Source organism: Anaerobutyricum hallii (assembly GCF_900209925.1).
GTDB classification, from domain to species: Bacteria; Bacillota; Clostridia; order Lachnospirales; family Lachnospiraceae; genus Anaerobutyricum; species Anaerobutyricum soehngenii.
Genome location: NZ_LT907978.1, coordinates 3,335,737 through 3,361,467, shown reverse-complemented (window position 1 = coordinate 3,361,467; position 25,731 = coordinate 3,335,737). Strand labels below are relative to the sequence as shown.

Sequence of the window (25,731 nt, the reverse complement as noted above, 5' to 3'; positions counted from 1 at the left end):
AGAAGACCCCCACCTCTTTTAGGTGGTGAGTGACGGCGGCTTGACTTGAATTCCTGATACAGATTATGCAAAAGAGTTTTAGGTAAAATGTTTTGTGAAAAATGTATAAAAAATAGTTGAATAATATAGCATAATGCGCTATAATACCCATGGAAATAAATATTCTTCAGGGCAGGGTGTAATTCCCGACCGGCGGTAAGCGTTTTTGATTTGTGTTTTGATATTAGAAAGAAGCGTAAGCCCGCGAGCGACAGCATGATCCGGTGTGATTCCGGAGCCGACGGTACAGTCCGGATGTGAGAAGAAGAAAGAGACTATGTAAGTATTATGAATGATTAAGATAATTATAGCCCTGAAATTTATCGATGTAGATTTCAGGGTATTTTTATTTTACAGGCTTCTTTCTTTATCTGATTTTTTATCTGATTTTACTTGCAGGAGGTTTGAGACATGCCGGAAGAGAAGTATATGAGAAGAGCCATAGAACTGGCGAAGAAGGGAAGTGGCCATGTGAACCCGAATCCACTGGTTGGAGCTGTTATTGTAAGAGACGGTGAGATTATCGGTGAGGGCTATCACGAATGTTATGGACAGCTTCATGCAGAGCGTAATGCGATAGCGAATGCGAAGAAGAGAGGAAACAGTCTAGAAGGCAGTACAATCTATGTAACATTAGAGCCATGTTGCCATTACGGGAAGACCCCTCCTTGTACGGAAGCGATTATTGAGGAGAAGATTGCGAGAGTAGTTGTTGGTTCAGACGATCCGAATCCTTTAGTATCCGGTAAGGGATTCCAGATGCTTCGCGAGAAAGGAATCGAGGTGATTCCACATTTTCTTAAAGAAGAATGTGATGCGATGAATCATGTGTTTTTCCACTATATCCGTACTGGAATACCATATGTTGCGATGAAGTATGCGATGACGATGGATGGCAAGATTGCCTGTTATACCGGGGATTCTAAGTGGGTAACCGGCGAGGAATCAAGGGCACATGTTCAGACGCTTCGTAATCATTATAAAGGTATTATGGCAGGAATCGGAACAGTTCTTGCGGATGACCCGATGCTCAACTGCCGTATAGAAGGCGGAAGAGACCCGATTCGTATTATTGCTGACAGTCATTTGCGGATTCCGATGGACTCCCAGCTTGTACGGACTGCCGGACAGCAGCCACTTATTGTAGCGTGTCTGCCGGATGCCGATGAAGAGAAGGCAGCACAGCTTCAGGAAAAGGGTGTAGAAGTGTTACGGATTCCGGGAGTAACGACAGCGGATATAACAGAAGAACAAAAAGAAGTGATTTCCTTGCCGGTTCTGATGAAGGAGCTTGGGGCACGTAAGATTGACGGTATCCTTTTAGAAGGCGGCGGTCAGCTTAACGAGAGTGCATTGCAGGCAGGAATCGTGGACAGAATATATTGTTATATTGCTCCTAAGATTTTTGGAGGGGCACAGGCAAAGACTCCGGTAGAAGGACAGGGACTTACCCGGGCAGCCGATGCATGGAAGTTTAATAGAATAGGAATGCAGGAATTCGGGCAGGATATTTTACTGGAATACGAAAAAGCACAGGAATTGCAGTAATCGGCAGTTTTCAAAGAAAAATGAGCGGATTATGAATGCTTTTGAAGATTGCGAAAGTGCAAAGCATGTAGTGATCTGGTATCAAAGAAGTCAAATTATATAGAAGCGTAGAAAGGCAGATTGTATGTTTACAGGAATTATTGAGGAAGTAGGAGAAATCCAGAGCATTAAAAAAGGTGCGAATTCCGCGGTCATTACAATTAAAGCAAGTACTGTTTTAGGAGATCTGCATCTGGGTGACAGTGTAGCGCTTAACGGTGTCTGTCTTACAGCAGTATCTATTGGAAAGAATAATTATTCTGTAGATGTGATGCATGAGACATTAAGACGAACGAATCTTGGTGAGTTAAAGAGCGGAAGCAAGGTCAACCTTGAGAGAGCGATGGCGGCAAACGGAAGATTTGGCGGACATATCGTAGCAGGACATGTTGATGGAACAGGAACGATTTCTTCCATGAAGAAGGATGATAATGCTGTATGGATCACGATAGATACTTCTGCAGCAATATTAAAATATATTATAAGTAAAGGCTCTATCACGATCGATGGAGTAAGTCTTACCGTAGCAAAGGTTGATAATAAGAGCTTTGCAGTTTCTGTTATTCCACATACGGGACAGAATACGACCCTTCTTGACAAGAAGCCGGGAGACACCGTAAATCTTGAGAATGACATGGTAGGTAAATATGTTGAGAAGCTTCTTCAGTATGGAAGTATACCGGATGAGGAAGAAGAGAGCACGACAGAGAAAACGGGCATTACAATGGATTTTCTCAGACAAAATGGATTCTAATTAAGGGAGGACCTAGGATAAATGAGCGACATTAAGTTTAACACAATCGAAGAAGCAATTGCTGATTTTAAAGCAGGAAAGATGGTTATCGCAGTAGACGATGACGATATGGAGAATGAAGGTTCCCTTCTGGTAGCCGGCGAATTTGCCACACCGGAAGTTATCAATTTTATGGCAACGAATGCCAAAGGTTTAATTACAATGCCGATGTCTGAAGATGTAGCAAGACAGCTTGGATTAGAAGCATTGATCTGGCAGGGAACAGACGGAGAGCCATCTGTATCCACAGTATCCTTTGATAAAGCAGATGCACCAACCGGAATTTCCGCACAGGATCGTTCCGCAACAGTTATCGCTGCAACAAAGGAAGATGCCAGACCAGAAGATTTCCGTATGCCGGGTCATATGTTCCCGAAGGTAGCAAGAAAGGGCGGCGTATTAAAGAGAACAGGATTTACAGAAGCAGCAGTAGATTTAGCAGTTATGTCAGGACTTCGTCCGGTAGGACTTTGCTGTGACATTCTTGACGAAGATGGCTTTGTAGGAAAGCTTCCTGATCTCGTAGAATTTGCAAAGAAATACGACATAAAGCTTATCACAATTGCTGATATGATTCAGTATAGAAGAAAGACAGAATGTTTCGTAAGTCGTGAAGCAGAAGCAGATTTCCCAACACACTATGGACATTTCCGTATCTTTGGATATGTTAATAAGTTAAATGGAGAGCATCACGTTGCCATCGTAAAAGGTGATGTGTCAGACGGCAAACCGGTATTATGCCGAGTACATTCAGAATGTCTTACTGGCGATGCATTAGGTTCCCGTCGTTGTGACTGTGGACAGCAGTACCGTGCAGCAATCCAGATGATCGAAAAAGAAGGCCGCGGCGTTCTCTTATACATGCGTCAGGAAGGTCGTGGAATCGGTCTTATCAATAAGTTAAAAGCATACCAGCTTCAGGATACAGGAATGGATACTGTAGAAGCGAACCTTGCATTAGGATTCCCGGAAGATTTAAGAGATTACGGAATCGGTGCACAGATTCTTGCAGACCTTGGAATCAAAGAACTTCGTCTTATGACAAATAACCCGGCAAAGGTAGTTGGATTATCCGGATACGGTATCGAGATCGTAGAGCGTGTTCCGATTATCATCGAGGCAAACTCTGATGACTTATTCTACCTGAAAACAAAGCAGGAAAAGATGGGACATTACACAAAATACTAAATAAAGCAGCTTTGTCCGATCAGACTTTATAAAGAACAACTTGTTAAATATTTAAAATAAATGGAGGATAAAAAGATGGCATATCATGTAATCGAAGGAAATGTAGTAGGAAAAAAAGAGAAAATCGGAATCGTGTGCGCACGTTTCAATGAGTTTATTGTATCTAAGTTATTAGGCGGCGCAATTGATGGTCTTGTACGTCATGGAATTTCCGAAGAAAACATCGATGTAGCATGGGTACCAGGAGCATTCGAAATTCCATTAATCTGTGAAAAAATGGTTAAGACAGGTAAATATGATGCAGTAATCGCTCTTGGAACAGTAATCAGAGGATCAACAAGCCACTATGACTATGTATGTAATGAAGTATCCAAAGGTGTTGCACAGGTTGGTCTGCAGGCAGGCATTCCAGTAATGTTTGGAATTCTTACAACAGAAAATATCGAGCAGGCAATCGAACGTGCAGGAACAAAAGCAGGAAACAAAGGTTATGATTGTGCTGTAAGTGCGATTGAAATGATCAATCTTATTAAAGCGATTGAAAAATAAGCTGTATTTGATCTTGTGCCTGAACAGTTATAAACTTTCTAAAAAAGACAGTTTTTGAGAAATAATCAAGAATAACTGACAATCTAACAGTTGAACTTTTTTCTTTCATGTATTATACTGAAATTCAGGCTTGCAAAAGTCAAAATAAACAGATAAAACCGCTTGATAGCTCGCAGGAGCATAAGCAATATACGAATTGGAGGTATATATTTATGGCACAGCAGATTACAAAACAGACATTAATTGGCGAAATGCTTCAGATGGATATGGGAATCGCAGCAATCTTAATGGCAGCAGGAATGCACTGTGTAGGATGCCCATCTTCCGCTATGGAAAGCTTAGAAGAAGCTTGCATGGTACATGGAATGGATGCGGATCAGGTATTAAAACGCATCAACGATTACCTTGCAAACAAAGACAAATAATCTCTAAGTTGTAGATTTAAATTGTAAATTTAGTACAGATGAAAAATGACCTATACCGGATGCAGCTTCTAAGCATCTGGGGTAGGTCATTTTTTAGCATATGTGATAAAATCTTAAACCAGCTCACAGAGCATTTCAATGGCATTCTCTGCGAGTATCGTCTGAAAATGCTCTCTGAAATATGCTGGTGTTGCATAAGATGCGGAGATTCTCACACCAAAGTCTGCGGCAATATTGCAGGCGCGGCGGAAGGCATCTTCCTGACCTTCTGCCTTGCGCAGAATCATATAGTAATTATTAGAAACAGAATCTTTATACAGGGAACTTTCTCCTTCATAGAATGGAGCCAGGAAAGAACCAAGCTGGGATGCCTGGGAGAAGTTACGGAAAGAGTAATATTGGCAGTCGTGAGCGGCTGTCTTCTTTTCGTTCTTTTTCTTAAGGGCATCTTTTTTAGCCTGGGCGATCGCCTGTGTGAAAGGTGCGATCAAATCCAGTGCTTCATCAATGGCAGAGCGTTCCTTGGAAGAGTCTGCTTTAGAAGAGCTGGACTGATAGGAATCCGAATCGTCTAAATCTTCTGAAGAAGAGAAAGGAAGAGGTTCATCCTCTATTTCATCGTCATCCTCTTCGTCATCGAGAAAATCTATTGTATCAAAATCGTCATCATCTATGTCTAAAAAGTCTTCGTCAAATGAGTCATCCATATTTATTTTAGAGAATCTTGAAAATCGAGTATCAAGTTCGTCAGGGTCTTCTACTTTAGTAACGACCAGAACGAGGCAGTCATTAGATATTGGGATTGCTTCAATCATAAGTGGGATATTCTCTGCTTCAAATCCAAGCTCAGCGGATGCCTGCTGCATCATGTCGCGGAATAATTCTTTCGCTTTTTCGGAACCATAGGCAAGCTCGGAAAGATGAAGCTGTCTCTGGGTTAAATCTTCTTTACTTAAAGTGCAGCGTATCTGGGTGTCACTTAATTTCTCTAATTTCATAAAATCACTTCCTTTTTCAAAAAATAATCTGTCAGCAGGTAAAGATAAGCAATGCTGTGATATGCTACAGATGCCGGCTTTTTCTAAAATATGTGCAGATATATGCTGACAGGTATCTGTGTGTGTATAGTATAAACATTATTCCCCAAACTGTAAAGTGTTAAAATGTGCCGCAGATGGCGGAATATTGCACTTTAAGAAAAAGGAAAGAAAACACATAAGGAAAATATTGTAAAATAAAAACAAAAATGGTATACTGTGCTTGCGCTGGTGTTTCCGGCGCGAAGAGGGGATACAGAGCACACAGGCAGCAGGCAGCAGGTAGTAACATAGTTAGTAATATAGCTAGTAACAGATGAATACAGGATGATCAGTCAGCTGGTAACAGGTAAGTGAGATATCAGTTTTGGAATAGGAACGTATTTTGCAGCAAGAATGTGAGGTATTCTTGCATATATCCATAGTCATAATAGTCATATCAGAAGATACTTTATTCAGACGGTACTTTTGACAAAAGAGAAGGCTTTAGAGAAGACGATGCATTCTCGAATAGTTAGGTTTCGGATAATATCGACGGTGAATTCGTCGGATGAACGTGCAGAAACTGCATAATTCCCATAGCAATTTGAAAGGCTGCCTTTTCCTGTATCGTCTCTTCTGTGATCATAGCAGCTTCAGATGGATTTGAGAGGAAGCAGACTTCAGCAATCACAGTCGGAGTATCATTATCCCGAAGAAGATAATAGTCGGTATTTGCTTTGATTTTCCGATGGTTTTCTATTCCTGTAAGGCTGTGCATCTGTGCTTGTATCAGACTGGCGAGGCGTTTGCTTTCAGAGTAATTTGGGTGATAGAATACCTGGGCTCCGCAGGAAGAAGAATCAGGGAAGCTGTTTTGATGTATACTTACTGCACAGTTTATTTTACTTTCTTTGATAAGGGCTTTTCTCTTTTTCAGATCACTGGATTTTTTATTGGGGGAACTGCTATCTTCAAGGCTTCGGTCTTCACTCCGGGTCAGGATAACCTTAATACCATTTTGTTCCAGGACAGATTTACATTTTAGAGTAATAGCAAGATTAATATCTTTTTCTTTAATACCGGAAGCACTTACTTTCCCCGGGTCAGCTCCGCCATGTCCGGCATCAAGAAGAACACAGAAGTTTTCTGTTGCCTGGAACGTAGCATAAGAAAGCGCCATATGGCCGACAAAGAAAGCGCCGGCAGCGAAACAAAGCAGCAATATAGATAGAATAACGGGATGCGTGTGTATCTTCATAATGCAGATCCTTAATTATTATATATATCATTATATATATGAGAAAAAAAGAGAGTACATAACCGGTAGAGAGTGTAAAAGTGCTGAAAAATACAGACGTAAAGGGGGCTTTTTTTGACTTTATAGCTAAAACATGATATGATGCAGAAGTCAGTTAATATATTTTTAGATAATTGCTTTTATACTGTGCTAAGTGCAGGAACGCGGTCGATTAGGCAGCGTTTGATCAATATATCAGAGGTGAACATTTGTGGAGACAGAATTATTGAATATAGAGAGTGTGTCGTCAGAACAGAAGGCGGCAGCACTGAGAAAGGCCGGAGAGATTATCCGGGAAGGTGGTCTGGTGGCTTTTCCAACAGAAACAGTATATGGTCTTGGAGCAGATGCCCTGAATGCAGAGGCGGCAGCTAAGATCTATGCGGCGAAGGGAAGACCTTCGGACAATCCTCTTATCGTGCATATCCACGATATCAGCCAAGTGTATGAGATTGCAGAAGAAGTTCCAGATGAGGCGAAGGCGGTCATGGAGAAGTTCTGGCCGGGACCTTTGACAATTATTTTAAATAAAAAGAGTTGTGTACCGGACGGGACAACCGGAGGACTTCATACAGTCGCGATTCGTATGCCTTCTCATCCGATCGCAAGGGATTTTATCCGGGAGAGTGGAAGAATGATCGCAGCTCCAAGTGCGAATACATCAGGAAGACCGAGTCCGACACTTGCATCTCATGTATATGAGGATATGCAAGGCAGAATTCCTCTTATTCTTGATGGAGGAGCTGTCGGAATAGGGATTGAATCCACGATTATTGATATGAGTACAGGCATTCCGACCATTTTAAGACCGGGATATATTACGAAGGATATGTTAGAAGAAGTATTGCCAGAGGTGAAGATTGATCCGGCAGTTTCCGGACGTACTATGAAGAAGGATGTTGTAGCTAAGGCACCGGGAATGAAGTATCGTCATTATGCGCCTAAAGGCCAGCTTACTCTGGTAGAAGGTGATAAGGATAAAGTAATCGCTAAGATTAATGAACTTGTCAGAGAGAAGAAGGAAGAGGGATATAAAGTAGGTGTGATAGGAACTGACGAAACGTTGGATGCTTATCATGCAGATATTTTAAGAAGTATTGGAAGCAGACAGAAGCCGGAATCTGTTGCGGCGAATCTGTACCGCATTCTCAGGGAATTTGATGATCTGGAATGTGATTATATGTATTCAGAGAGTTTTTTTGAGCAAGGTTTGGGGAATGCTATTATGAACCGTATGCTAAAGGCAGCCGGCTATCATCTGATTACACTATAGGAGGGATTAGTTTGGATTATCGCAAGATTATTATAGTGGGAGAGACTAATATAGGCCGAAGCTTTATGGCAGAATGTATTTTACGAGGTATATTGCAGAAGAGAAACTGCCAGAATATAGAGGTAGTGTCAAGAGGACTGGTTGTACTTTTCTCAGAGCCGGTTGCTCCGGGAGCGGCAAAGATCTTAAGAGAAAAAGGTTATAGCATAGAGAATTTCCGGTCTTCTCAGCTTACGGAAGAAGATCTTGCATCAGCAGATCTGGTGCTGACTATTACAAAAGGACTGGCAGAACAGATCAAAGAATCTTTTGATGTACAGACAGCCAGCTATATGTCAATAGGAACATTTATAGATATAGACAGTACAGAAGCAGAGGAGAAGATTCCGAAGGTGACAGAAGAAGACCCAGAGACATATCAGCAGTGTTTTGACATACTAGAGCCGTTGATGGAAGCGGTTGCAGATCGAATTATCGGAGAACTTCTTGTATGATACGAAGAAAGAAGGACTATACTTTTTTAAGGATGCTTGCGTTGATCACTCAGTTAGGAATCAGTATGCTGACCTGTATATTCCTTTGTATGGTCATTGGAAAGTTTTTATCTGAGAGACTGCAGATAAGCTGGATTTTTCCGCTGTTTCTTTTGTTGGGAATATTAGCGGGATTCCGTTCCTGCTATATGATGATCATGCGTTTTATAAAGTAAAGATTTGTGTGCAGCTGGCAAAGATTTTTCACCTGCATCAGTGGGAGAAGGAAAGGAGAATCAGATAAAGGTGAACTGGGGAAGATGGATAAATAAAGACAATGAGACTTTATTTGATTTGATTTTCGGATGTATTGTATACAGTATTGTTTTTGAAGTAATAGGACTTCTTGTCGTGGAGAATAGAGGCAGCTACAGTATGGGACTTTTGCTTGGAACAGCTGTAGCGGTCGGACTTAGTGTGAGCATGTACAAAAGCCTGAACCGTTGTCTTGTGATGACAGAACAGAAGGCGGGAAGAAGTATGGCACTTGGCTCACTTTTCAGATCAGCGGTTATATTATTGTCTGCATGGATCGGAATGCGCTCAGGATATTTTAGTTTTCCGGGAATTATCATTGGAATTCTTGGGTTGAAGATATCTGCACATTTCCATGCATATACTAATGTATATATAACAAAAAAATTATATAAGAAAGGAAGGTAAAGGTATGGGAAGCAGCGATGTGGATTTTTTTATCCATAGTTATTATGAATTTAAGCTGTTTGGGACTACCCTCTCTATTAATACTACTATGGTTACAACAGTGATCGTCTGTCTGATATTACTGGCATTGATAGTGTTCGCCAGACATGAGATCATGAAAGATTATGACGAACCGAATGTTGTACAGAATGTAGTAGAGATGATCGTAGAGAAGATGGATGCCATGGTTGAGAACAACATGGGTATTCATGCGAAGAAGTACCTGAATTACGTGGAGGCGCTGATGGCGTTTATCTTTTTATCCAATATTTCAGGACTTTTCGGACTGCGGCCGCCAACAGCAGATTTTGGAACCACATTCGGTCTGGCGCTGATCACATTTGTGATGATTGAATATGCGTGGATAAAGACAAAGGGATTTGGAATCATAAAAGATTTATTAGATCCGTTTCCAATCTTTCTCCCAATTAATATCATCAGTGAGTTTGCCACGCCGGTCTCCATGTCACTGCGTTTGTTCGGTAATGTAACAGCAGGAACCATTATGCTGGGTCTGTGGTACGCATTGATGCCGTGGTTTGCAAAGATTGGAATACCGGCATTTCTACATGCATATTTTGATTTCTTTTCTGGAGCAATCCAGACGTATGTATTTGGAATGTTGACAATGGTATTCGTAGCGAACCGTTATGAGTAAGAATTAGAAGAAATGGTTTGCTGACAAAAGAGTGAAGTGTATTTAAGGAGGAGTTTATTATGACAGGAATTACAAACGAAGGTTTAGTTTTAGCTTGTTCCGCGATTGGTGCAGGTCTTGCGGTTATCGCAGGTATCGGACCTGGTGTTGGTCAGGGTATTGCAGCTGGTTATGGTGCTTCAGCAGTAGGACGTAATCCGGGAGCAAAAGGTGATATCATGTCTACCATGCTTTTAGGACAGGCCGTAGCAGAGACAACAGGTCTTTACGGATTGGTTATCGCGCTGATTCTTCTGTACGCTAACCCATTGATCGGAAAGCTGTAAGATGAGTCCTCGAGAATTCGAAAGGAGGCCATGAAGTGTTATTAGAGGCCCTAAAGTATGATAACAGAATATTTGGTCTGGACCCACAGCTTTTATTTCAGGTAGCATTTCAGATGCTCGCTATCTTTATTTTGTTCTTACTTGCAAGTTATCTGCTTCTTGATCCGGTAAGAAAGATTTTGAATGACCGTAAAGAGCGGGTAATGAAGGAACAAAAAGAGGCTAAGGAGAGTCGGGAACAGGCAGTTCGTTTTAAAGATGAGTACGATACAAAGTTAAAACGAATCGATAAAGAGGCAGAACAGATTTTAAGTGATGCCAGAAAGAAGGCCATGCAGCGGGAGAATGAGATTATTGCAGATGCGCGAGCGGAGGCGGCCCGTATCATGGATAATGCAAAGAAAGAAGCAGAGCTTGAAAAGAAACGTGTCAAAGATGAAGTGAAGCAGGAGATCATTACGGTTGCTGCGCTTATGTCTGAGAAGATTATTGCGGCATCTGTTGATGAGGAGACACAGAATGCTCTGTTTGAGCAGACCTTAAAAGAGATGGGGGATAAGACATGGCTAAACGAGTAAGCAGTATTTACGGCAATGCTTTGTTTGAGCTGGCAGCTGAGGAGAACAAGATGGATGCCCTTTTATCCGAAGTGCAGACATTGCAGCAGATTCTTCTTGAGAATGCGGACTTACTCTCTCTTTTAAATCATCCGGAAGTAAGCAAGATAGAGAAGTTAGACTTGCTGAAGAATATATTTTCCGGGCGGGCATCGGATGAGATACTGGGATTCTTAAATATTATTGTGGAAAAGGACAGACAGAAAGACATTCCAAAGATTTTTGAATATTTCGTAGATAAAGCGAAGGAATATAAGGGAATTGGTAAGGTAAAGGTCGTTTCCGCAACAGAACTTTCTGCCCGTCAGAAGGAGAAACTTACAAAGCGTCTTTTAGAGACGACAAAATACACTTCCTTTGAAGTTGATTATCAGGTAGACCCGTCTGTACTTGGCGGGCTGATTATCCGAATAGAAGACAGAGTGTTAGACAGCAGTCTTAAAACGCAGATTGAGAAGCTCAGCAAGGGATTATCAAAGTTGAGTGTGGAGAAAGAAGGTGTAGTTGGGCTTGGTTAATTTAAGACCGGAAGAAATCAGTTCCGTAATCAAGGAGCAGATTAAGAATTATACGGCGAAGCTGGAAACCACAGATGTCGGTACCGTCATCCAGGTGGCAGATGGTATTGCACGTATTCATGGTCTGGAGAATGCAATGCAGGGAGAACTTCTGGAATTCCCGGGTGAAGTGTACGGTATGGTCATGAACCTGGAGGAAGACAACGTAGGTGTTGTACTTTTAGGAGATTCCCGCGCAGTCAACGAAGGAGACGTAGTAAAAACTACCGGAAGAGTAGTAGAAGTTCCTGTTGGTGATGCACTTACCGGACGTGTTGTTAACGCATTAGGACAGCCGATTGATGAAAAGGGACCGATTGATACAGAAAAGTATCGTCCTGTAGAAAGAGTTGCTTACGGTGTAATCGACCGTCAGGCAGTAGATACTCCGGTACAGACCGGAATCAAGGCGATTGACTCTATGGTGCCGATCGGACGTGGACAGCGAGAGCTTATTATCGGTGACCGTCAGACAGGTAAGACTGCCATTGCGGTTGATACGATCATCAACCAGAAGGGGCAGAATATGCACTGTATTTATGTAGCCATCGGTCAGAAGGCTTCTACAGTAGCAAGTATCGTAAAGACATTAAAAGAACATGATGCAATGGAATACACCACTGTTGTTGCTGCTACAGCCAGTGAGTTAGCACCGCTGCAGTATATCGCACCATATGCAGGATGTGCGATCGGTGAAGAGTGGATGGAACGCGGAGAAGATGTACTTATCATTTATGATGATTTAAGTAAGCACGCTACGGCATACCGTACCCTGTCCCTGCTCCTGAGAAGACCGCCGGGACGTGAAGCATATCCTGGAGATGTATTCTATCTTCATTCAAGATTATTAGAGAGAGCATCAAGACTCTCTGAAGAACTTGGCGGAGGTTCCCTTACTGCGCTCCCGATTATCGAGACACAGGCAGGTGACGTTTCTGCTTATATTCCGACAAACGTTATCTCTATTACAGACGGACAGATCTATCTGGAGACAGAGATGTTCCACGCAGGTTTCCGACCAGCGATCAATGCGGGTCTTTCCGTATCACGAGTAGGTGGAGCCGCACAGATTAAAGCGATGAAGAAGATTGCAGGTCCAATTCGTACAGAACTTGCACAGTATCGTGAACTTGCAGCATTCGCCCAGTTTGGTTCCGAACTTGATGATGATACAAGAGAGCGTCTTGCACAGGGTGAGCGTATTAAAGAAGTATTAAAGCAGCCACAGTATCAGCCACTTGCTGTAGAGAAGCAGATTGTTATCATTTATGCGGTAACAAGAAAGTATCTTCTTGATGTGCCAGTAGAACGTATTGCAGAGTTCGAAAAGGGACTCTATGAATTTGTGGAGACAAAGTATCCGGAAATCTATAAAGCAATCCGCGAAACAGGCGAGATCAACAGCGAGACAGATGCATTAATTCAGAAGGCCATTACAGAATTTAAGAATCAATTTTAAGGATGGTGATTGAATATGGCATCAATGCGAGATATTAAGAGGCGGAAAGAAAGTATTCAAAGTACGCAGCAGATTACCAAAGCAATGAAGCTGGTATCCACTGTAAAGCTCCAGAAAGCTAAGACCAGAGCAGAGAGTGCAAAGCCGTATTTTCAGAAAATGTACGATACGGTACAGTCGATTCTCTCCAGATCAGGAAATATAGAACATCCATATCTGACATCGAATGGTTCTAAGAAGAAGGCAGTGATTGTTGTAACCTCAAATCGTGGACTCGCCGGCGGCTATAACAATAATATTGTAAAGCTCGTTGCAGAAAGCGGGCTTCCAAAGGAAAGCGTTGAGGTTTACGGAATTGGTAAGAAGGGTATTGAAGCATTTGAGCGAAAAGGATATTATATCGCTTCTGATGATTCAGAGATTATCAATGCACCCCTCTTTTCTGATGCAGTAGAGATTGGACGTAAAGTGCTTGATGCCTATGAGGCAGGAGAAGTAGGTGAGATTTATCTGGCATATACCAGCTTTAAGAATACGGTTGTACACACTCCGGAGTTTATCAAGCTCCTTCCTGTAGAAGTGAAGGGAGAAGAGAGTGCAGATAAAAAGAGTGAGGCACCGATGAATTATGAGCCGGAAGCAGAAGAATCTTTAGATTTACTGATTCCAAAGTATATAAACAGTATTGTATATGGAGCATTTATTGAGGCGGTAGCAAGTGAAAACGGAGCCAGAATGCAGGCAATGGATGCTGCTACCAGCAATGCAGAGGATATGATCTCCACGCTGTCTCTTGCATATAATCGTGCAAGACAGGGTGCGATCACACAGGAACTGACCGAGATTATTTCAGGTGCGGAAGCTCTGAATTAACAATAGGTAATCAGGAAAAAGGAATGAAGAGGGCATTTGTGTCCAGACATTCATATCTATAATCCTGTTTACACGAATATTAAAGGAGTAAATAAATGGCAGCACAGAATACAGGTAAAATCACGCAGGTCATCGGTGCGGTACTCGATATCCGATTTGACAAGGGTGTTCTTCCAGAAATTAACGATGCCGTTGAAATCCGTAGAAAAGATGGCTCCACGCTGGTTGCAGAGACAGCACAGCATCTCGGTGACGATATTATCAGATGTATCGCAATGGGTCCGACAGACGGACTTATAAGAGGAATGGAGGCCATTGCCACAGGAGGACCGATTAGTGTACCTGTGGGGGAGGTTACTTTAGGACGTATTTTTAACGTTCTTGGAGAGCCAATTGACAAAAAGCCAATGCCGGAAGGAGTGAAGAGAAATCCAATTCACCGTAAGGCACCAGCTTTTGCGGAACAGGCAACAGAAACAGAAATCTTAGAGACAGGTATCAAAGTAGTAGACCTTCTCTGCCCTTACCAAAAGGGTGGAAAGATCGGTCTTTTCGGAGGTGCCGGTGTAGGTAAGACCGTACTTATTCAGGAATTGATCCGTAATGTAGCAACAGAGCATGGTGGATATTCCGTATTTACTGGTGTAGGCGAGCGTACACGTGAAGGTAACGACCTCTACACAGAAATGAGTGAGTCCGGTGTTATTGATAAAACAGCGATGGTATTTGGTCAGATGAACGAGCCGCCGGGAGCTCGTATGCGAGTTGGTCTTACCGGACTGACAATCGCAGAGAACTTCCGTGATGAAGGTGGAAAAGATGTTCTTTTATTCATCGATAATATTTTCCGATTCACACAGGCAGGTTCCGAGGTATCCGCCTTACTTGGACGTGTACCAAGTGCGGTAGGTTATCAGCCAACCTTACAGACAGAGATGGGAGCACTGCAGGAGCGTATCACTTCTACAAAGAACGGGTCGATCACATCCGTACAGGCAGTATATGTACCGGCCGATGACTTAACTGACCCGGCTCCGGCGACAACCTTTGCCCATCTTGACGCAACAACCGTACTTTCACGTGCCATTGTAGAACAGGGTATTTATCCGGCAGTAGATCCACTGGAATCCACTTCCAGAATCCTTGATCCTCGAATTGTAGGAGATGAGCATTATCAGGTAGCACGTGGTGTACAGGAAATATTACAGCGTTATAAAGAATTACAGGATATCATTGCCATCCTTGGTATGGATGAACTTTCTGAAGAAGAAAAGATTCTTGTAGCAAGAGCAAGAAAGGTACAGAGATTCCTTTCTCAGCCATTCTTCGTTGCAGAACAGTTCACAGGAACAACAGGACGTTACGTTCCGCTTGGAGAAACAATCCAGGGATTCAAAGAGATTCTTGAAGGTAAATACGATGAGATTCCGGAAGGAATGTTCTTGAATGCCGGAAATATCGATGACGTATTAGCCAGATATAATAAGTAGGTGATTCTATGGCAGACAAAACATTCCGACTCGAGATTATTGCGCCGGACAGGATTTTTTATTCCAATGACATCTACATGGTAGAATATAATACCGTAGAAGGACAGGTAGGCGTATATGCAGACCACATCCCGATGACTCAGATTATTGCACCTGGCAGACTTATCATCACCGAAAGGAATGAAGAGAAGCAGGCAGCACTTCTTTCTGGTTTTGTAGAGATCACTCCGGAAAAGATGACTATTCTCGCAGAAGCAGTAGAGTGGCCACAGGATATTGATATCAAACGTGCCGAAGAAGCCAAAATACGTGCACAAAGAAGAATTTCCTCCGAGCAGGGAGGCGTTGATATCGGACGAGCAGAACTGGCACTCAAACGAGCACTGATTCGATTAGAAGTCGCAGGAAAGTAATAGATAAGACAGACGAAAACCTGGGAAATATATAATATAATGTATTATATGTTTCCCGGGTTTTTTGTTTTTTCTCCTTGTTCATCACATAATGTTAGGGTTAAAAGGTATTTTGGGATTCCAAAGTCAAACACCTTATCGTACAGGTACGAACGGAGTTTTGACCTTTTCATCCTGACATCATCACATTATTATAGCAATGAAATATCTGTTTTCGCAAAAAATGAACATTGAAATTTTGTAAAAGTAATTTATAATATGCTATAAACAAATAAAATGAGTACCAAATGTGTATTATATACCAAACATGTTGTGGTATGGTAAATAAATAACGATAATTAATAAGGAGAGACTTTTACAATGGAACATATGCAGATTCGAATGGCGATGATAGATGATTTAGATGCGATTACATCAGTAGAGGCAGACTGTTTTCCTCCTGCTGAGGCAGCGACAAAAGAGGAATTTGCAAGAAGGATTAAGGCATATGGCACACATTTCTGGCTATTGTGCGAAAAGGGTTACGAGGGAGAGAAATTAATCGCATTTGTGGACGGGATGGTAACAGATAAAAAGGACCTGACAGATGAAATGTATGAAAATGCAGAGCTTCACGATGAAGGTGGAGCATGGCAGATGATTTTTGGGGTAAGTACGCTTCCTGCTTACCGGAGAAATGGTTATGCAGAAAAGCTCATTCGTTATGTGATCAATGATGCAAGGGCGCAGGATAGAACGGGCATCGTCTTAACCTGTAAAGAATCCCTTATTCACTATTATGAGAAGTTTGGTTTTCAGAAAGAAGGAATTTCGGAATCCGTTCATGGTGGAGTGACATGGTATCAGATGCGTCTGACATTCTAAAAGGTACCATTTTCACTGGACAAATAGTATAGAATGTTTATAATAAATAGTAAGAAAAGATTTTAGAGAAGACTGGATTTAATCGTATATACATACTGCACGATACGAACCAGAGAAAGAGGGGAACCGCCATGAATATGCAGGAATTATTAACCTATGTAGAAGAACTGACATTTAAAACATCAATGTTTGGTTACGATAAAGATGAAGTCGATATTCAGCTGGATAAGATCTGTGATGAGGCAGAAGCGATCATCTTAGCAAAAGAAAAAGAAATCGAAGAATTAAAGAAAGAGAGCAAGACAGCTCTCGGAATAGCAGCAGCGGCAACCGGTAAGACGATGGAAGAGTTAGAAAAAGATACAAAGGAAGACATCGTTGACGCAGAAGAAGACAAAGAAGAGCAGGAAACAGGAGCAGAAGCTACAGAAGAATCTGCACCAGAAGCAGCTTATGAAACAGCAGATACACCAGAGACAGTAACAAGTGCAGATGAAGCGCAGGATGAGATTGAAGCGGCAAAGGCACAGTTAGCAGCAGCTCAGAAGAAGATTGAAGCATTAGAAGCAGAAATCAAGGCAGAGAAGGCAAAGACAGCAGCAGCGCTTGCAAGAGCAGAAGAAGCCCAGACCGCTGCTGAAGAGGCAAAAGTACCGGAAACAACAGATCAGGCATACGAAAGATACATGAAGAATGCAGACTTACTTTGCAAGCAGCTTTCTGATTTAGAAGGCAGACAGAATGCTATTCTTGATGAAGCAAGAGAACAGGCAGAAAGAGAGAGAGAGCAGGCAAGACAGGATGCAGCAGATATTATCGGAGAAGCACGTAAGACTGCAGAAAGACTCTTAAAAGATGCCCAGGAGAATAAAGATAATGCGATTGAAGAGGCGAAGAAGATTCATGAAGATAGCCTGCGTAAAGTAGAAGAAGAGAAGAAACAGTGTGATGAGCTGGCAGCTCAGAAGACAGCAATGGTTAATTCCCTGAAGAAGCTTACAGAAGACACAGCACGCCTTATGGAGAAGATGCAGGGATAACTATTTGATTCATTGAGAGGAAAACAGACGAAAAAAGAAATAATATCATATCCCATCTGCTCTGTAGTCGCTGTATTTAAGATGCTCATCCGCATCTTAAATACGCTCCGAAGCCGCATCTGGGATATGATATTATTTCTTTTTTCTGCGTTTTGGCTCCAGAAGGAATGAATGCAAAATAGTCTTTGGAAAGAGATAAGGGGGAGAAATTAGAATACTACTGCTTGCTCGGAAGATATGGCATATAGAAGATTATTTCAGAAGATTATTTTCTTTCTCTACGTATCTCTATCAATAAAGACATGAAGATACAGTAATATAAACACAGTAGCACAGATGAAGGGAGATTTACTATGAAACGTGCGGGAAAATTGTTTTTAGTAGTTGTTCTTGTACTGTCTATGTTTTGGACCTCTACAGGAACATCGAATGTTCTTGGAGTATTTGCGGAAAATTCTGCGGCAATTCAATCTGTAGAGGAAGACAAAGAACCAAAAGCTGGCGCAGAAGGGAAGGATTCGGATATAGAGAATACCGGAGAAAGTACGGCAGCTTTGAAAACAACGCAGGAAACGACCTCAAAAAAAGAAGAGACAACAACGCAGGAAGCTTCTACAGAAGCTAAAAAGAAGAAAGAAAAAGTAACGACACAGGAAAAAAAGGAAGAGTCTACAACGGCTGTGAAGAAAAAGACGGCAAAGAGTAAGATTGCTACGCAGGATGCCGCTGAGCCAGCAACGGAAGGGACGGACAGTAACAGTTCGAATCAGAATATTGCCAGGGCAGCCAAAATTGATATAGCAAAATGTATAACAGCCGTAGATCTGAGTGTTACCATTAACGGTAAGAAGACAGCGTTAGATGATTTGCCTGCAGGTACACTGATTCCGAGAGGAGCGCCGGTCAGCATAACCGTAAAGTATGACAATGTAGATCATGCGCTTGAGAATCTTAGTGAGGGAACCGTTTTATATTATCAGCTTCCAGAACAGATTGAAATTGTTGCTGATCAGCAGGGAGATTTAACCGAAGAAGGTAAAGTAGTCGGTAAGTTCGCGATCAGTAAAAAAGGTTTGGTTGAGATTACATTTACAGAAGGCTATCTTACAGACTGTGGTGGAAAAATAGAACAAGGAAGTTTCTGGCTTAACGGAAACTTTAATAAGGAATTTGGTGGTAAAGGGCAAGAAACCATTATTTTTGGACCAGTAAAGAAGACCATTCATTTTGATCCAAAACTGGAAGAAGATAAAACAAATTTGAATGTTACAAAGAAAATTACTGGATTTGATGCGAAGACACAAAAGCTCACTTATGCAATTGCAGTAACAGCGCCTGCTGATAATACACAGACAGTAAAAGACGTAAAGGTAACGGATGTGTTTGCAGACAATTCTTTGAAGATGCTGGAGAATTTATATAAGGATATAAAGGCGAGCAAAGGAACATTTGATGCAAAGACAGGTATCTGGACAATTGGGGATATGGAAAAGGGAGAGGTACAGACTCTTACCTATTCTGTTAAGATAAAGAATAGCTGGGATGATACTATTACAGATAAGACCATATCTAATACAGCTACAGTAACTGCCGGAACAGAGAAGAAGGCAGAAGTTACTTCGAATAAAGTCTTTAACAATAATCTGAATATTACAAAGTCAACAGTTGATGGACAATATGGTACTTCAAAAGGGATTCATATTGACGAGACGGGGACATGGGTAAAATACACGATCACTGTGAACGCATCAAATATAAATCAGGATGATGCGAGTGGAGTTAAGGTAACAGATGTTTTCAGCGATAATAAAGAGGATATAGAACAATATTATGCAATAGAAGGTGCAACACAGACAACTAGCACAGAACCGGGTGCTGGAGAAATCTATATTGATAATAACAAGAAAGATTTCATCTGGAATATTGGAACGATGGAGCCGGGCGAGACAAAGACGCTTACATATTGTGTGAAATTAAAAGACTCCGTATGGGAAAACAGTGGAAATACTGGTGATACAGTTGAGAAGAAGTTTACAAATATAGCAACTCTCACTGCAACAGATATGGAAAAAAAGTCTGCCAAAACAACAGTGAATCTTAAAAAGGTGTGGATTTCCAAAAAGGGAGAATGGGATGCTTCTACAGGCAGGATGAAGTTTACGGTTGAGGCAAATAAGAGAACAGATCATAAAGGAAATGATATTAATGCACCAGTACTTGACAGAAACTTTACTTTCACAGACAAAATGACCGGTGATTATGCGTACACAGGGAATTTAGTAATTGAAGCAAAAAATGCAAGTGATGAGACACAGTGGACAGACACCATTTCATTGGATAATGCAGATGAGCAGACACCAAATCATGGAATTTTTACATGGAATACAGATGGTGGATGGACATACAAAGCATCACAGGCTGGAGAATACATATATTATCTTACTTACTATGCCAAACCGACAAAAAGTGGTCATAACTATGTAAATAATACAGCTTCTGTTGGTATTAATGGCAGCCCCTATGCGTACAAGACAAACTGGAGCGGAACCGGATCTGATGAAATTGATTTAACAAAGGAATATGTATCTGGTATTACCACAGGAAAAATGAAGTGGAAAACAACCATTCCGGTACGTGTTGTGAAAAATTCTACTTACGTGGATACAATTTCATCTCCAAGGAATCATAAATTTGTATCTAAAGATAAATTAAAAGAAGGATTAGATATTTATTTTGGACAGGAAAGCAATAAGTTAAAAGAGGGTAAAGATTATACACTTACTTATAATAATGATGATGCTTATACATTTACTATTACTTTCCTGCGCGAATTTAATGCAAACACTACAAATAGAATTGTTATTACTTACTATACAGAGAATACAGTAGCAAGAGATGATGCCAAGTATAAAGAGGGAGATAAATTTACCCATACCAATACTGGAAAGCTGACAATTCGGGATGGACAGAGTTTAGAAGCCAGTGACAGTGCAGTATGGTACAAGCATTCATCCATAAGCAAAGAAGCCGGCGACTATGACAAGAAGAATCACACTATCCGCTGGTTCATCACGCTGAATAAAGACGGCACACTTGGTACACTTGATGGTACTGGTGAAAATAATGTTGCAACAGTTACAGATACCTTACCAGAAGGTCTTAAGTATGTAACAAACGGAAATACACAAAATATACAGATTACTGAAAGGGGAAGGCAGTCAGCAAAGGTTGCGATAGATAGTAACAGTATTAAATATGATGAAGCTTCCCGTAAGTTGACATTTAATGTTACCGGTTTAAAATCTGATAGCAAAAACAGTAACGAAGGCTATGTAAAAATAGCGATTGATACTCTTGTTGATGATGAATATATTGGTCTTTATACAGAAAAGACTTATGAGAATAAGGCACAGGTAAAATATAATAATTACACCAGTCCAGAAGCTACTGCAACAAAGACCATAAAGAATACTACTCTTAAGAAAGATTCAGAATATATAAATGGTTCTACCGCAACTTATACATTAACAGTGAATACAAATGGAGAGAATCTTTTAAAAGAGAAAGACACGATTACTGTTGTGGACCAGATGCCGAAGATCATGACACTGCTTTCAGACAGTATCACGGTAAATGGAGAATCCCTTGCACAGTCAGACTGTACATTTACAACGGGAACTGGAGATGCGGATCATAACGAATACAGATTTACAGTTCCAGATAATAAAAAGATTGTAATTCAGTATAAAGTTACTATTAATGCGGCTGAAGATACAAATGTTACTTTATCTAACTCTGCGTGGTATGAAGGAATTCAGAATACGACAGTTGATAATACAAAGGAAATAATTGTTTTAAGTGCCGGAGCAGAAATTGCTGGTTCAAGAAGTTTTTCTATTTTAAAAGTGGACAGTCAGACCCAGGGACCAATTAAAGGCGCAGAGTTTAAACTGGAAAAGGCGAAAGTCGAGAATGGAGAAATTACTGGTTTTGAGACGGTAATGAATGAGGGAAAAGAGACACAAACGACCGATAAGAATGGAAAAATTAAATTTATTGGTTTAAAAAAAGATGGTTTATATCGTTTTACAGAAGTAAACGCAGCACCTGGATATAAGAATTCCGGTAAAACAATTTATGTTGCATTTACAAAAGCAATGCAGGATTTTGGTGCTAAAGCAGGATATACGGTAACAGGAATTGCAGGTGGTGCGACCATACAGGTAGAAAACATGCCAGTCGGCAGCCTCACCATCGAGAAAAAGGTTATTGGTAACAATATTCCTGGCGAAACCTACCAGATGGTAGTAACTGCCAATACAGGTAATGTAGACACAGACCTTACCAAAGCCACAGTAATAGACACAACCGACAGCAATGCAATAATTGAAGCCAATACTCCTACAGCAGGACAGCTTACCTTTAGTTTAAAAGCCGATCATAAAGCAAAAGTAAGCGGACTTCCAGTTGGAACTTACAATGTGACAGAGAACGCTGCAAGCCGGTCAGAAACAGATAAAAAAGCTTATACGGCAAGTTATTCTGTAGATGGCAATTCTGTCCCAAACGTGAAAGTTAAAGTGGCACAGGATGCAGATTCTAATGCAGTTCCAAATGTAACAGTAACCAACACATATAAGACAGAACTGAAAGTTCTTAAGAAAGATATCGGAGCAGATGCGGCACTTTCAGGAGCACAGCTTGCAATCTACAATAACTCTGATGTAACTTTTGACAGCGAAGGCAAAGCCACAGTAAAAGCTGGCGCAACAGCCGTAGCATCCTGGACCAGTGGAACAGATGCAAAAGACCTTACCGGAAAGGTAGTGGCAGGTGGAAACTATGTTTTAGTTGAGACAGCCGTGCCAACGAGCGATTATGTTCAGGCAGCAGCCATTCCATTTAAAGTGGATGCAGCAGGCCGGATTCAGGTTGCAGATGCTTACGCAAATAACTATAATGACAGCACCCATACCATCACATTAAGCAACCAGAAAAAGACAGGAAGCTTACTGTCAAGAAGATTATTGAAGACGGTGAAGCAGACACAGCATTTGACTTTACGGTTACATTTACAAACTTTAATAATGGCAAAGGTGGTGATGTCACTGTCACAAGAAAAGGTAAAGAGGGAAAAGACCAGCCTGAAACAAAAACAGTTAAGCCAGATGCAGATGGAAGCCTTAAATTAGAGCTGAAAGCGTTAACAAATAATGAGACAGTTAAGATTTCAGGAATTCCATACGCTACATCTTACACAGTTACAGAGACACAGAAGGAAGGTTACCTTGAGACAGCGAACAGCAATCTTACTGGTGTAATCGGAGATAACGGAACTACAACGAACAGTGCAGGTGTAGAACCAGTAGTGAATGCAGAAGCTTCTATTACGAATACAAGACTAACTGGATTCACTGTTAAAAAGTCAGTAGAGTACGGACAGTATACACCGGATGCAGAAACAAAGGCTAATAAGGAGTTTAAATTTAAAGTAACTTTAACAAGAAAAGACCAGCCATATACAGGCAAGTTTACGCTGAAATACAGTGATAAAGAACAGGGCGAAGAAGTGACAGCACAGAAGGGTATCGTTAATATTACATTAAAAGATACGCAGAGTGCGACATTCAGTAATCTTCCTTCTGGTACAAAGTACACAGTAGAGGAAGTAGCAGATGCCAATTATGATGCTTCTGTAAAGGTAAATAATACAGCTCAGAATGTGGACAGTAACAACAATGCGGATAACAATAAAAATGTTGCTGCCACAGCAGAAGGAACCATTAATAAAACAGGGGATACCGTAGAATTTACCAACACAAGAAAGCTCGGTGCTTTCTCTTTTACAAAGACAGTAAAAGGGAATACGGCGGACAAAGAGCAGGCCTATGGCTTCTATGTTGAAGTAGATGGCAAACCATTCAACGGCAATGCAGTAATCACACAAAAGGACACAGAAAAGCCAGACGATGCAGACACTCAGGATAAGACCGAAGAAGACAAGAGTGAGAATACTGCAGGAACAACTGCGAAGATTACTAACGGCAAGCTCAGCTTAAAAGACGGGCAGACCGCAACAATCGAAAAGATCCCATCCGGCGTATCCTACAGAATTAAAGAAACAACCGGTGACCGTTACGTAACCCTTATCAATAATAAGGTTACCGCAGAAACAACTGGCACAGTAGAAAAAGGAAAAACAAGCGAAACACAGTTTGTCAATCAGGTAATCCATCTTAACGTTACAAAGACAGACTTAACCGGACAGAAAGAAGTTGCCGGTGCAACAATGACGCTTTATAAAGCAGAAGATGTCAACGGAGACGGCACAGTAAAAGACGGTGCCAAAACGCTTGACAGCTGGATATCCGGCGAAGACAGTTTCTATGATTTTGGTCCGGTTATAAGAGCCGGAGAGTCCTACGTACTTATCGAAACTGCAGCACCAAATGGATATGCTTACGCAGAAAATATTACATTTACTGTGAATGAAGATGGAACGATTAAGACAGATGCAGAGAAGATAACGGATAAAGAAACAGGCGAAGACATTTACCTTGTAAAAGATGATGTGACAAGAGTATCTGTCAAAAAAATGGATATTACAGGACAGAAAGAAGTTGCCGGTGCCAGACTTCTTTTAAAAGATAAAGAAGGTAATGTAATCGAAAGCTGGATGTCCACAACAGAAGCTCGCGTATTTGAACAGAAACTGATTGCTGGTGAAACGTATACTCTTACAGAAGTTACTGCACCAAGTGGTTATGAAGTTGCAGCAGATATTACATTTACAGTAAATAAAGATGGAACGGTTTCTGTTGACGGCAAAGCAGTGGATGGTAACGAAATTGTCATGAAAGATGAGACAACACCGGTTGGTGAAGAAGGGAAACTGGTCGTAAGTAAGCTTGTTACATTCCAGGGCAGGAATCAGGCAGTAAACAGAACGTTCTACGTTGCGTTATTCAGTGATGCTGATTGTACAAAGAAAGTTTCTAATGTAAAAGAACTGAAATGTGAAGGCGCATGGTCGGCATATACCGTATTTGAACATCTGAAAGATGGAACTTACTATGTTGCCGAAACAGATGAGGAAGGTAATAAGTTAGAATCTTCTGAGGCTTGTAAGATTGCAGGTAATGGAACAAAATGTGCGATTACTCCAACGCAGAAAACAGCATATGCGGTTATTGAAAATCAGCTTCTCATACCGGGAGATGACTTCTTAAATACCTTACATGACCTTACTGTAACGAAAAATGTTACATTAGACGGCAATCCAATTTCTGATAAATACAATGGAACATTCTATGTAAGTCTTTTTACAGACCCTTACTACACAAATCGTATCGATGATGTGAAGGCATTACAGATTCAAAATGGTAAGAGTACATCTGTAAGCTTTATAGACTTGGCAGATGGAACCTACTATGTGGCAGAAACAGATAAAGACGGTAATCCAGTAGAAAATACAGACTTTGGATTTGATGTAACCTATGATGGGGACATTGCTGTTTCCTTTACAGAGGAGAATACGGACAGTACATTAGGAATCACAAATGATATGAATGAGAGAAATCCGGAATATGATAAATATTTAAAGGAAAAAGATGATAATAATGGAGATAATGATAAAAATAAAAATAATACCAGCAATCATTCTTCTAATAAAACAACTAAAAAAGGTAAGAACTCAAAGACCGGAGATTACTCACATATCCTGTTCTATGCAGCATTAGCAGCCGCAGCCCTTGTAGTGGGAAGCGCAGAAATGTACCGCAGAATGCACAGGGCAGCAAGAAGAAAGAATAAACACAACAGATAGAATAGTTTGAAATAATTTGAAATGATTTGACGGACAAAACTGTAAATTAGCAGAAGAAACCGAAAAGGATATCGTATTGCAGATGTAAAAATCCAATAGGATATCCTTTTTGATTTCTCCTATTAACTTTCTGTTTACTCTATGTATGATACTGGACTTTTTATATCGCAAATGATATAGTTTTATCGCAAATATAGCATGAAA

General features: G+C 41.0%; 22 protein-coding genes, 2 pseudogenes and 1 riboswitch. Of the genes and pseudogenes, 22 read left to right on the top strand and 2 right to left on the bottom strand.

Annotated elements, in window-relative coordinates; all coding sequences use genetic code 11:
- Positions 1 to 158: 158 nt before the first annotated feature.
- A riboswitch (FMN riboswitch) is annotated at positions 159 to 310 on the top strand.
- 140 nt (positions 311 to 450) lie between these two features.
- The 5 genes from ribD to EHLA_RS15180 all read left to right on the top strand — a co-directional run bounded on the left by ribD (position 451) and on the right by EHLA_RS15180 (position 4,581).
- Positions 451 to 1,587 (top strand): bifunctional diaminohydroxyphosphoribosylaminopyrimidine deaminase/5-amino-6-(5-phosphoribosylamino)uracil reductase RibD, encoded by a 1,137-nt coding sequence (ribD, locus tag EHLA_RS15200; RefSeq protein ID WP_096241401.1) that lies wholly within the window; start codon positions 451 to 453, stop codon positions 1,585 to 1,587.
- 124 nt (positions 1,588 to 1,711) lie between these two features.
- Positions 1,712 to 2,380, top strand: a complete 669-nt coding sequence (gene ribE, locus EHLA_RS15195; RefSeq protein WP_021908347.1) for a riboflavin synthase — start codon at positions 1,712 to 1,714, stop codon at positions 2,378 to 2,380.
- A gap of 21 nt (positions 2,381 to 2,401) precedes the next feature.
- A complete protein-coding gene (ribA, locus tag EHLA_RS15190) occupies positions 2,402 to 3,607 on the top strand; it encodes a GTP cyclohydrolase II (protein WP_096241400.1) in 1,206 nt (401 codons plus the stop codon).
- A 75-nt stretch (positions 3,608 to 3,682) separates the two neighbouring features.
- Positions 3,683 to 4,156 carry a 6,7-dimethyl-8-ribityllumazine synthase gene (gene ribE / locus EHLA_RS15185; RefSeq protein ID WP_096241399.1) on the top strand — a complete coding sequence of 158 codons (474 nt, stop codon included), beginning with the start codon at positions 3,683 to 3,685 and terminating at the stop codon, positions 4,154 to 4,156.
- Positions 4,157 to 4,368: 212 nt separating this feature from the next.
- Complete coding sequence (locus EHLA_RS15180; RefSeq protein WP_021908344.1) at positions 4,369 to 4,581, top strand: DUF1858 domain-containing protein; 213 nt, start codon at positions 4,369 to 4,371, stop codon at positions 4,579 to 4,581.
- Between the two features lie 113 nt (positions 4,582 to 4,694).
- On the opposite strand, the gene EHLA_RS15175 is transcribed toward EHLA_RS15180, so the two are convergent.
- Complete coding sequence (locus tag EHLA_RS15175; protein WP_096241398.1) at positions 4,695 to 5,579, bottom strand: adaptor protein MecA; 885 nt, start codon at positions 5,577 to 5,579, stop codon at positions 4,695 to 4,697.
- Between the two features lie 553 nt (positions 5,580 to 6,132).
- The gene (locus EHLA_RS15170) at positions 6,133 to 6,858 is read right to left on the bottom strand and encodes an N-acetylmuramoyl-L-alanine amidase (protein WP_096241397.1); all 726 of its coding nucleotides are present in this window, start codon (positions 6,856 to 6,858) and stop codon (positions 6,133 to 6,135) included.
- A 250-nt stretch (positions 6,859 to 7,108) separates the two neighbouring features.
- On the opposite strand from EHLA_RS15170, the gene EHLA_RS15165 reads away from it, so the two are divergent.
- The 17 genes and pseudogenes from EHLA_RS15165 (at position 7,109) to EHLA_RS15090 (ending at position 25,527) form a co-directional block, all read left to right on the top strand.
- Positions 7,109 to 8,170, top strand: coding sequence for an L-threonylcarbamoyladenylate synthase (locus tag EHLA_RS15165; protein ID WP_021908341.1), 1,062 nt, complete (start codon positions 7,109 to 7,111; stop codon positions 8,168 to 8,170).
- Positions 8,171 to 8,181: 11 nt separating this feature from the next.
- Positions 8,182 to 8,664 (top strand): hypothetical protein, encoded by a 483-nt coding sequence (locus EHLA_RS15160; protein ID WP_096241396.1) that lies wholly within the window; start codon positions 8,182 to 8,184, stop codon positions 8,662 to 8,664.
- Entirely contained in the window at positions 8,661 to 8,879 is a 219-nt protein-coding gene (locus EHLA_RS15155; protein ID WP_173854307.1) for an AtpZ/AtpI family protein, read from the top strand. The genes EHLA_RS15160 and EHLA_RS15155 overlap by 4 nt, the downstream gene beginning before the upstream one ends.
- Before the next feature lie 70 nt (positions 8,880 to 8,949).
- The gene (locus EHLA_RS15150) at positions 8,950 to 9,366 is read left to right on the top strand and encodes an ATP synthase subunit I (protein ID WP_123864876.1); all 417 of its coding nucleotides are present in this window, start codon (positions 8,950 to 8,952) and stop codon (positions 9,364 to 9,366) included.
- A gap of 4 nt (positions 9,367 to 9,370) precedes the next feature.
- Positions 9,371 to 10,063: a F0F1 ATP synthase subunit A gene (gene atpB / locus EHLA_RS15145; protein WP_096241394.1), complete on the top strand. Its 693-nt coding sequence runs from the start codon at positions 9,371 to 9,373 to the stop codon at positions 10,061 to 10,063.
- 59 nt (positions 10,064 to 10,122) lie between these two features.
- Positions 10,123 to 10,389 (top strand): ATP synthase F0 subunit C, encoded by a 267-nt coding sequence (gene atpE / locus EHLA_RS15140; RefSeq protein WP_021908336.1) that lies wholly within the window; start codon positions 10,123 to 10,125, stop codon positions 10,387 to 10,389.
- 35 nt (positions 10,390 to 10,424) lie between these two features.
- On the top strand, positions 10,425 to 10,967 hold the full coding sequence (atpF, locus tag EHLA_RS15135) for a F0F1 ATP synthase subunit B (RefSeq protein ID WP_021908335.1): 543 nt from the start codon (positions 10,425 to 10,427) through the stop codon (positions 10,965 to 10,967).
- A complete protein-coding gene (gene atpH, locus EHLA_RS15130; RefSeq protein ID WP_021908334.1) occupies positions 10,952 to 11,524 on the top strand; it encodes an ATP synthase F1 subunit delta in 573 nt (190 codons plus the stop codon). The genes atpF and atpH overlap by 16 nt, the downstream gene beginning before the upstream one ends.
- A complete protein-coding gene (atpA, locus tag EHLA_RS15125; protein ID WP_096241393.1) occupies positions 11,517 to 13,022 on the top strand; it encodes a F0F1 ATP synthase subunit alpha in 1,506 nt (501 codons plus the stop codon). The genes atpH and atpA overlap by 8 nt, the downstream gene beginning before the upstream one ends.
- A 15-nt stretch (positions 13,023 to 13,037) precedes the next feature.
- Complete coding sequence (gene atpG, locus EHLA_RS15120; protein ID WP_096241392.1) at positions 13,038 to 13,895, top strand: ATP synthase F1 subunit gamma; 858 nt, start codon at positions 13,038 to 13,040, stop codon at positions 13,893 to 13,895.
- 95 nt (positions 13,896 to 13,990) lie between these two features.
- Positions 13,991 to 15,385 (top strand): F0F1 ATP synthase subunit beta, encoded by a 1,395-nt coding sequence (atpD, locus tag EHLA_RS15115; protein WP_021908331.1) that lies wholly within the window; start codon positions 13,991 to 13,993, stop codon positions 15,383 to 15,385.
- An 8-nt stretch (positions 15,386 to 15,393) separates the two neighbouring features.
- On the top strand, positions 15,394 to 15,798 hold the full coding sequence (gene atpC / locus EHLA_RS15110) for an ATP synthase F1 subunit epsilon (protein WP_096241391.1): 405 nt from the start codon (positions 15,394 to 15,396) through the stop codon (positions 15,796 to 15,798).
- A 369-nt stretch (positions 15,799 to 16,167) separates the two neighbouring features.
- The gene (locus tag EHLA_RS15105; protein ID WP_096241715.1) at positions 16,168 to 16,662 is read left to right on the top strand and encodes a GNAT family N-acetyltransferase; all 495 of its coding nucleotides are present in this window, start codon (positions 16,168 to 16,170) and stop codon (positions 16,660 to 16,662) included.
- Positions 16,663 to 16,793: 131 nt separating this feature from the next.
- Positions 16,794 to 17,702 carry a hypothetical protein gene (locus tag EHLA_RS15100; RefSeq protein WP_096241390.1) on the top strand — a complete coding sequence of 303 codons (909 nt, stop codon included), beginning with the start codon at positions 16,794 to 16,796 and terminating at the stop codon, positions 17,700 to 17,702.
- Positions 17,703 to 18,055: 353 nt separating this feature from the next.
- Positions 18,056 to 22,621 (top strand): annotated as a pseudogene (locus EHLA_RS15095) (SpaA isopeptide-forming pilin-related protein); the annotation flags it as partial.
- Positions 22,622 to 22,683: 62 nt separating this feature from the next.
- Positions 22,684 to 22,986, top strand: a pseudogene (locus EHLA_RS17195) (DUF7601 domain-containing protein); the annotation flags it as partial.
- An 84-nt stretch (positions 22,987 to 23,070) separates the two neighbouring features.
- Positions 23,071 to 25,527, top strand: coding sequence for an MSCRAMM family protein (locus tag EHLA_RS15090; protein ID WP_096241388.1), 2,457 nt, complete (start codon positions 23,071 to 23,073; stop codon positions 25,525 to 25,527).
- Positions 25,528 to 25,731 lie beyond the last annotated feature (204 nt).

Excerpts from the sequence above, each read along its gene's own strand:
- ribE (WP_021908347.1), top strand. The coding sequence starts at position 1,712 with ATGTTTACAGGAATTATTGAGGAAGTAGGAGAAATCCAGAGCATTAAA.
- atpC (WP_096241391.1), top strand. The coding sequence starts at position 15,394 with ATGGCAGACAAAACATTCCGACTCGAGATTATTGCGCCGGACAGGATT.
- ribE (WP_096241399.1), top strand. The coding sequence starts at position 3,683 with ATGGCATATCATGTAATCGAAGGAAATGTAGTAGGAAAAAAAGAGAAA.
- EHLA_RS15170 (WP_096241397.1), bottom strand. The coding sequence starts at position 6,858 with ATGAAGATACACACGCATCCCGTTATTCTATCTATATTGCTGCTTTGT.
- EHLA_RS15180 (WP_021908344.1), top strand. The coding sequence starts at position 4,369 with ATGGCACAGCAGATTACAAAACAGACATTAATTGGCGAAATGCTTCAG.
- EHLA_RS15155 (WP_173854307.1), top strand. The coding sequence starts at position 8,661 with ATGATACGAAGAAAGAAGGACTATACTTTTTTAAGGATGCTTGCGTTG.
- atpG (WP_096241392.1), top strand. The coding sequence starts at position 13,038 with ATGGCATCAATGCGAGATATTAAGAGGCGGAAAGAAAGTATTCAAAGT.
- EHLA_RS15100 (WP_096241390.1), top strand. The coding sequence starts at position 16,794 with ATGAATATGCAGGAATTATTAACCTATGTAGAAGAACTGACATTTAAA.
- ribD (WP_096241401.1), top strand. The coding sequence starts at position 451 with ATGCCGGAAGAGAAGTATATGAGAAGAGCCATAGAACTGGCGAAGAAG.
- atpH (WP_021908334.1), top strand. The coding sequence starts at position 10,952 with ATGGCTAAACGAGTAAGCAGTATTTACGGCAATGCTTTGTTTGAGCTG.
- atpD (WP_021908331.1), top strand. The coding sequence starts at position 13,991 with ATGGCAGCACAGAATACAGGTAAAATCACGCAGGTCATCGGTGCGGTA.
- EHLA_RS15175 (WP_096241398.1), bottom strand. The coding sequence starts at position 5,579 with ATGAAATTAGAGAAATTAAGTGACACCCAGATACGCTGCACTTTAAGT.
- atpB (WP_096241394.1), top strand. The coding sequence starts at position 9,371 with ATGGGAAGCAGCGATGTGGATTTTTTTATCCATAGTTATTATGAATTT.
- ribA (WP_096241400.1), top strand. The coding sequence starts at position 2,402 with ATGAGCGACATTAAGTTTAACACAATCGAAGAAGCAATTGCTGATTTT.
- atpE (WP_021908336.1), top strand. The coding sequence starts at position 10,123 with ATGACAGGAATTACAAACGAAGGTTTAGTTTTAGCTTGTTCCGCGATT.
- EHLA_RS15105 (WP_096241715.1), top strand. The coding sequence starts at position 16,168 with ATGCAGATTCGAATGGCGATGATAGATGATTTAGATGCGATTACATCA.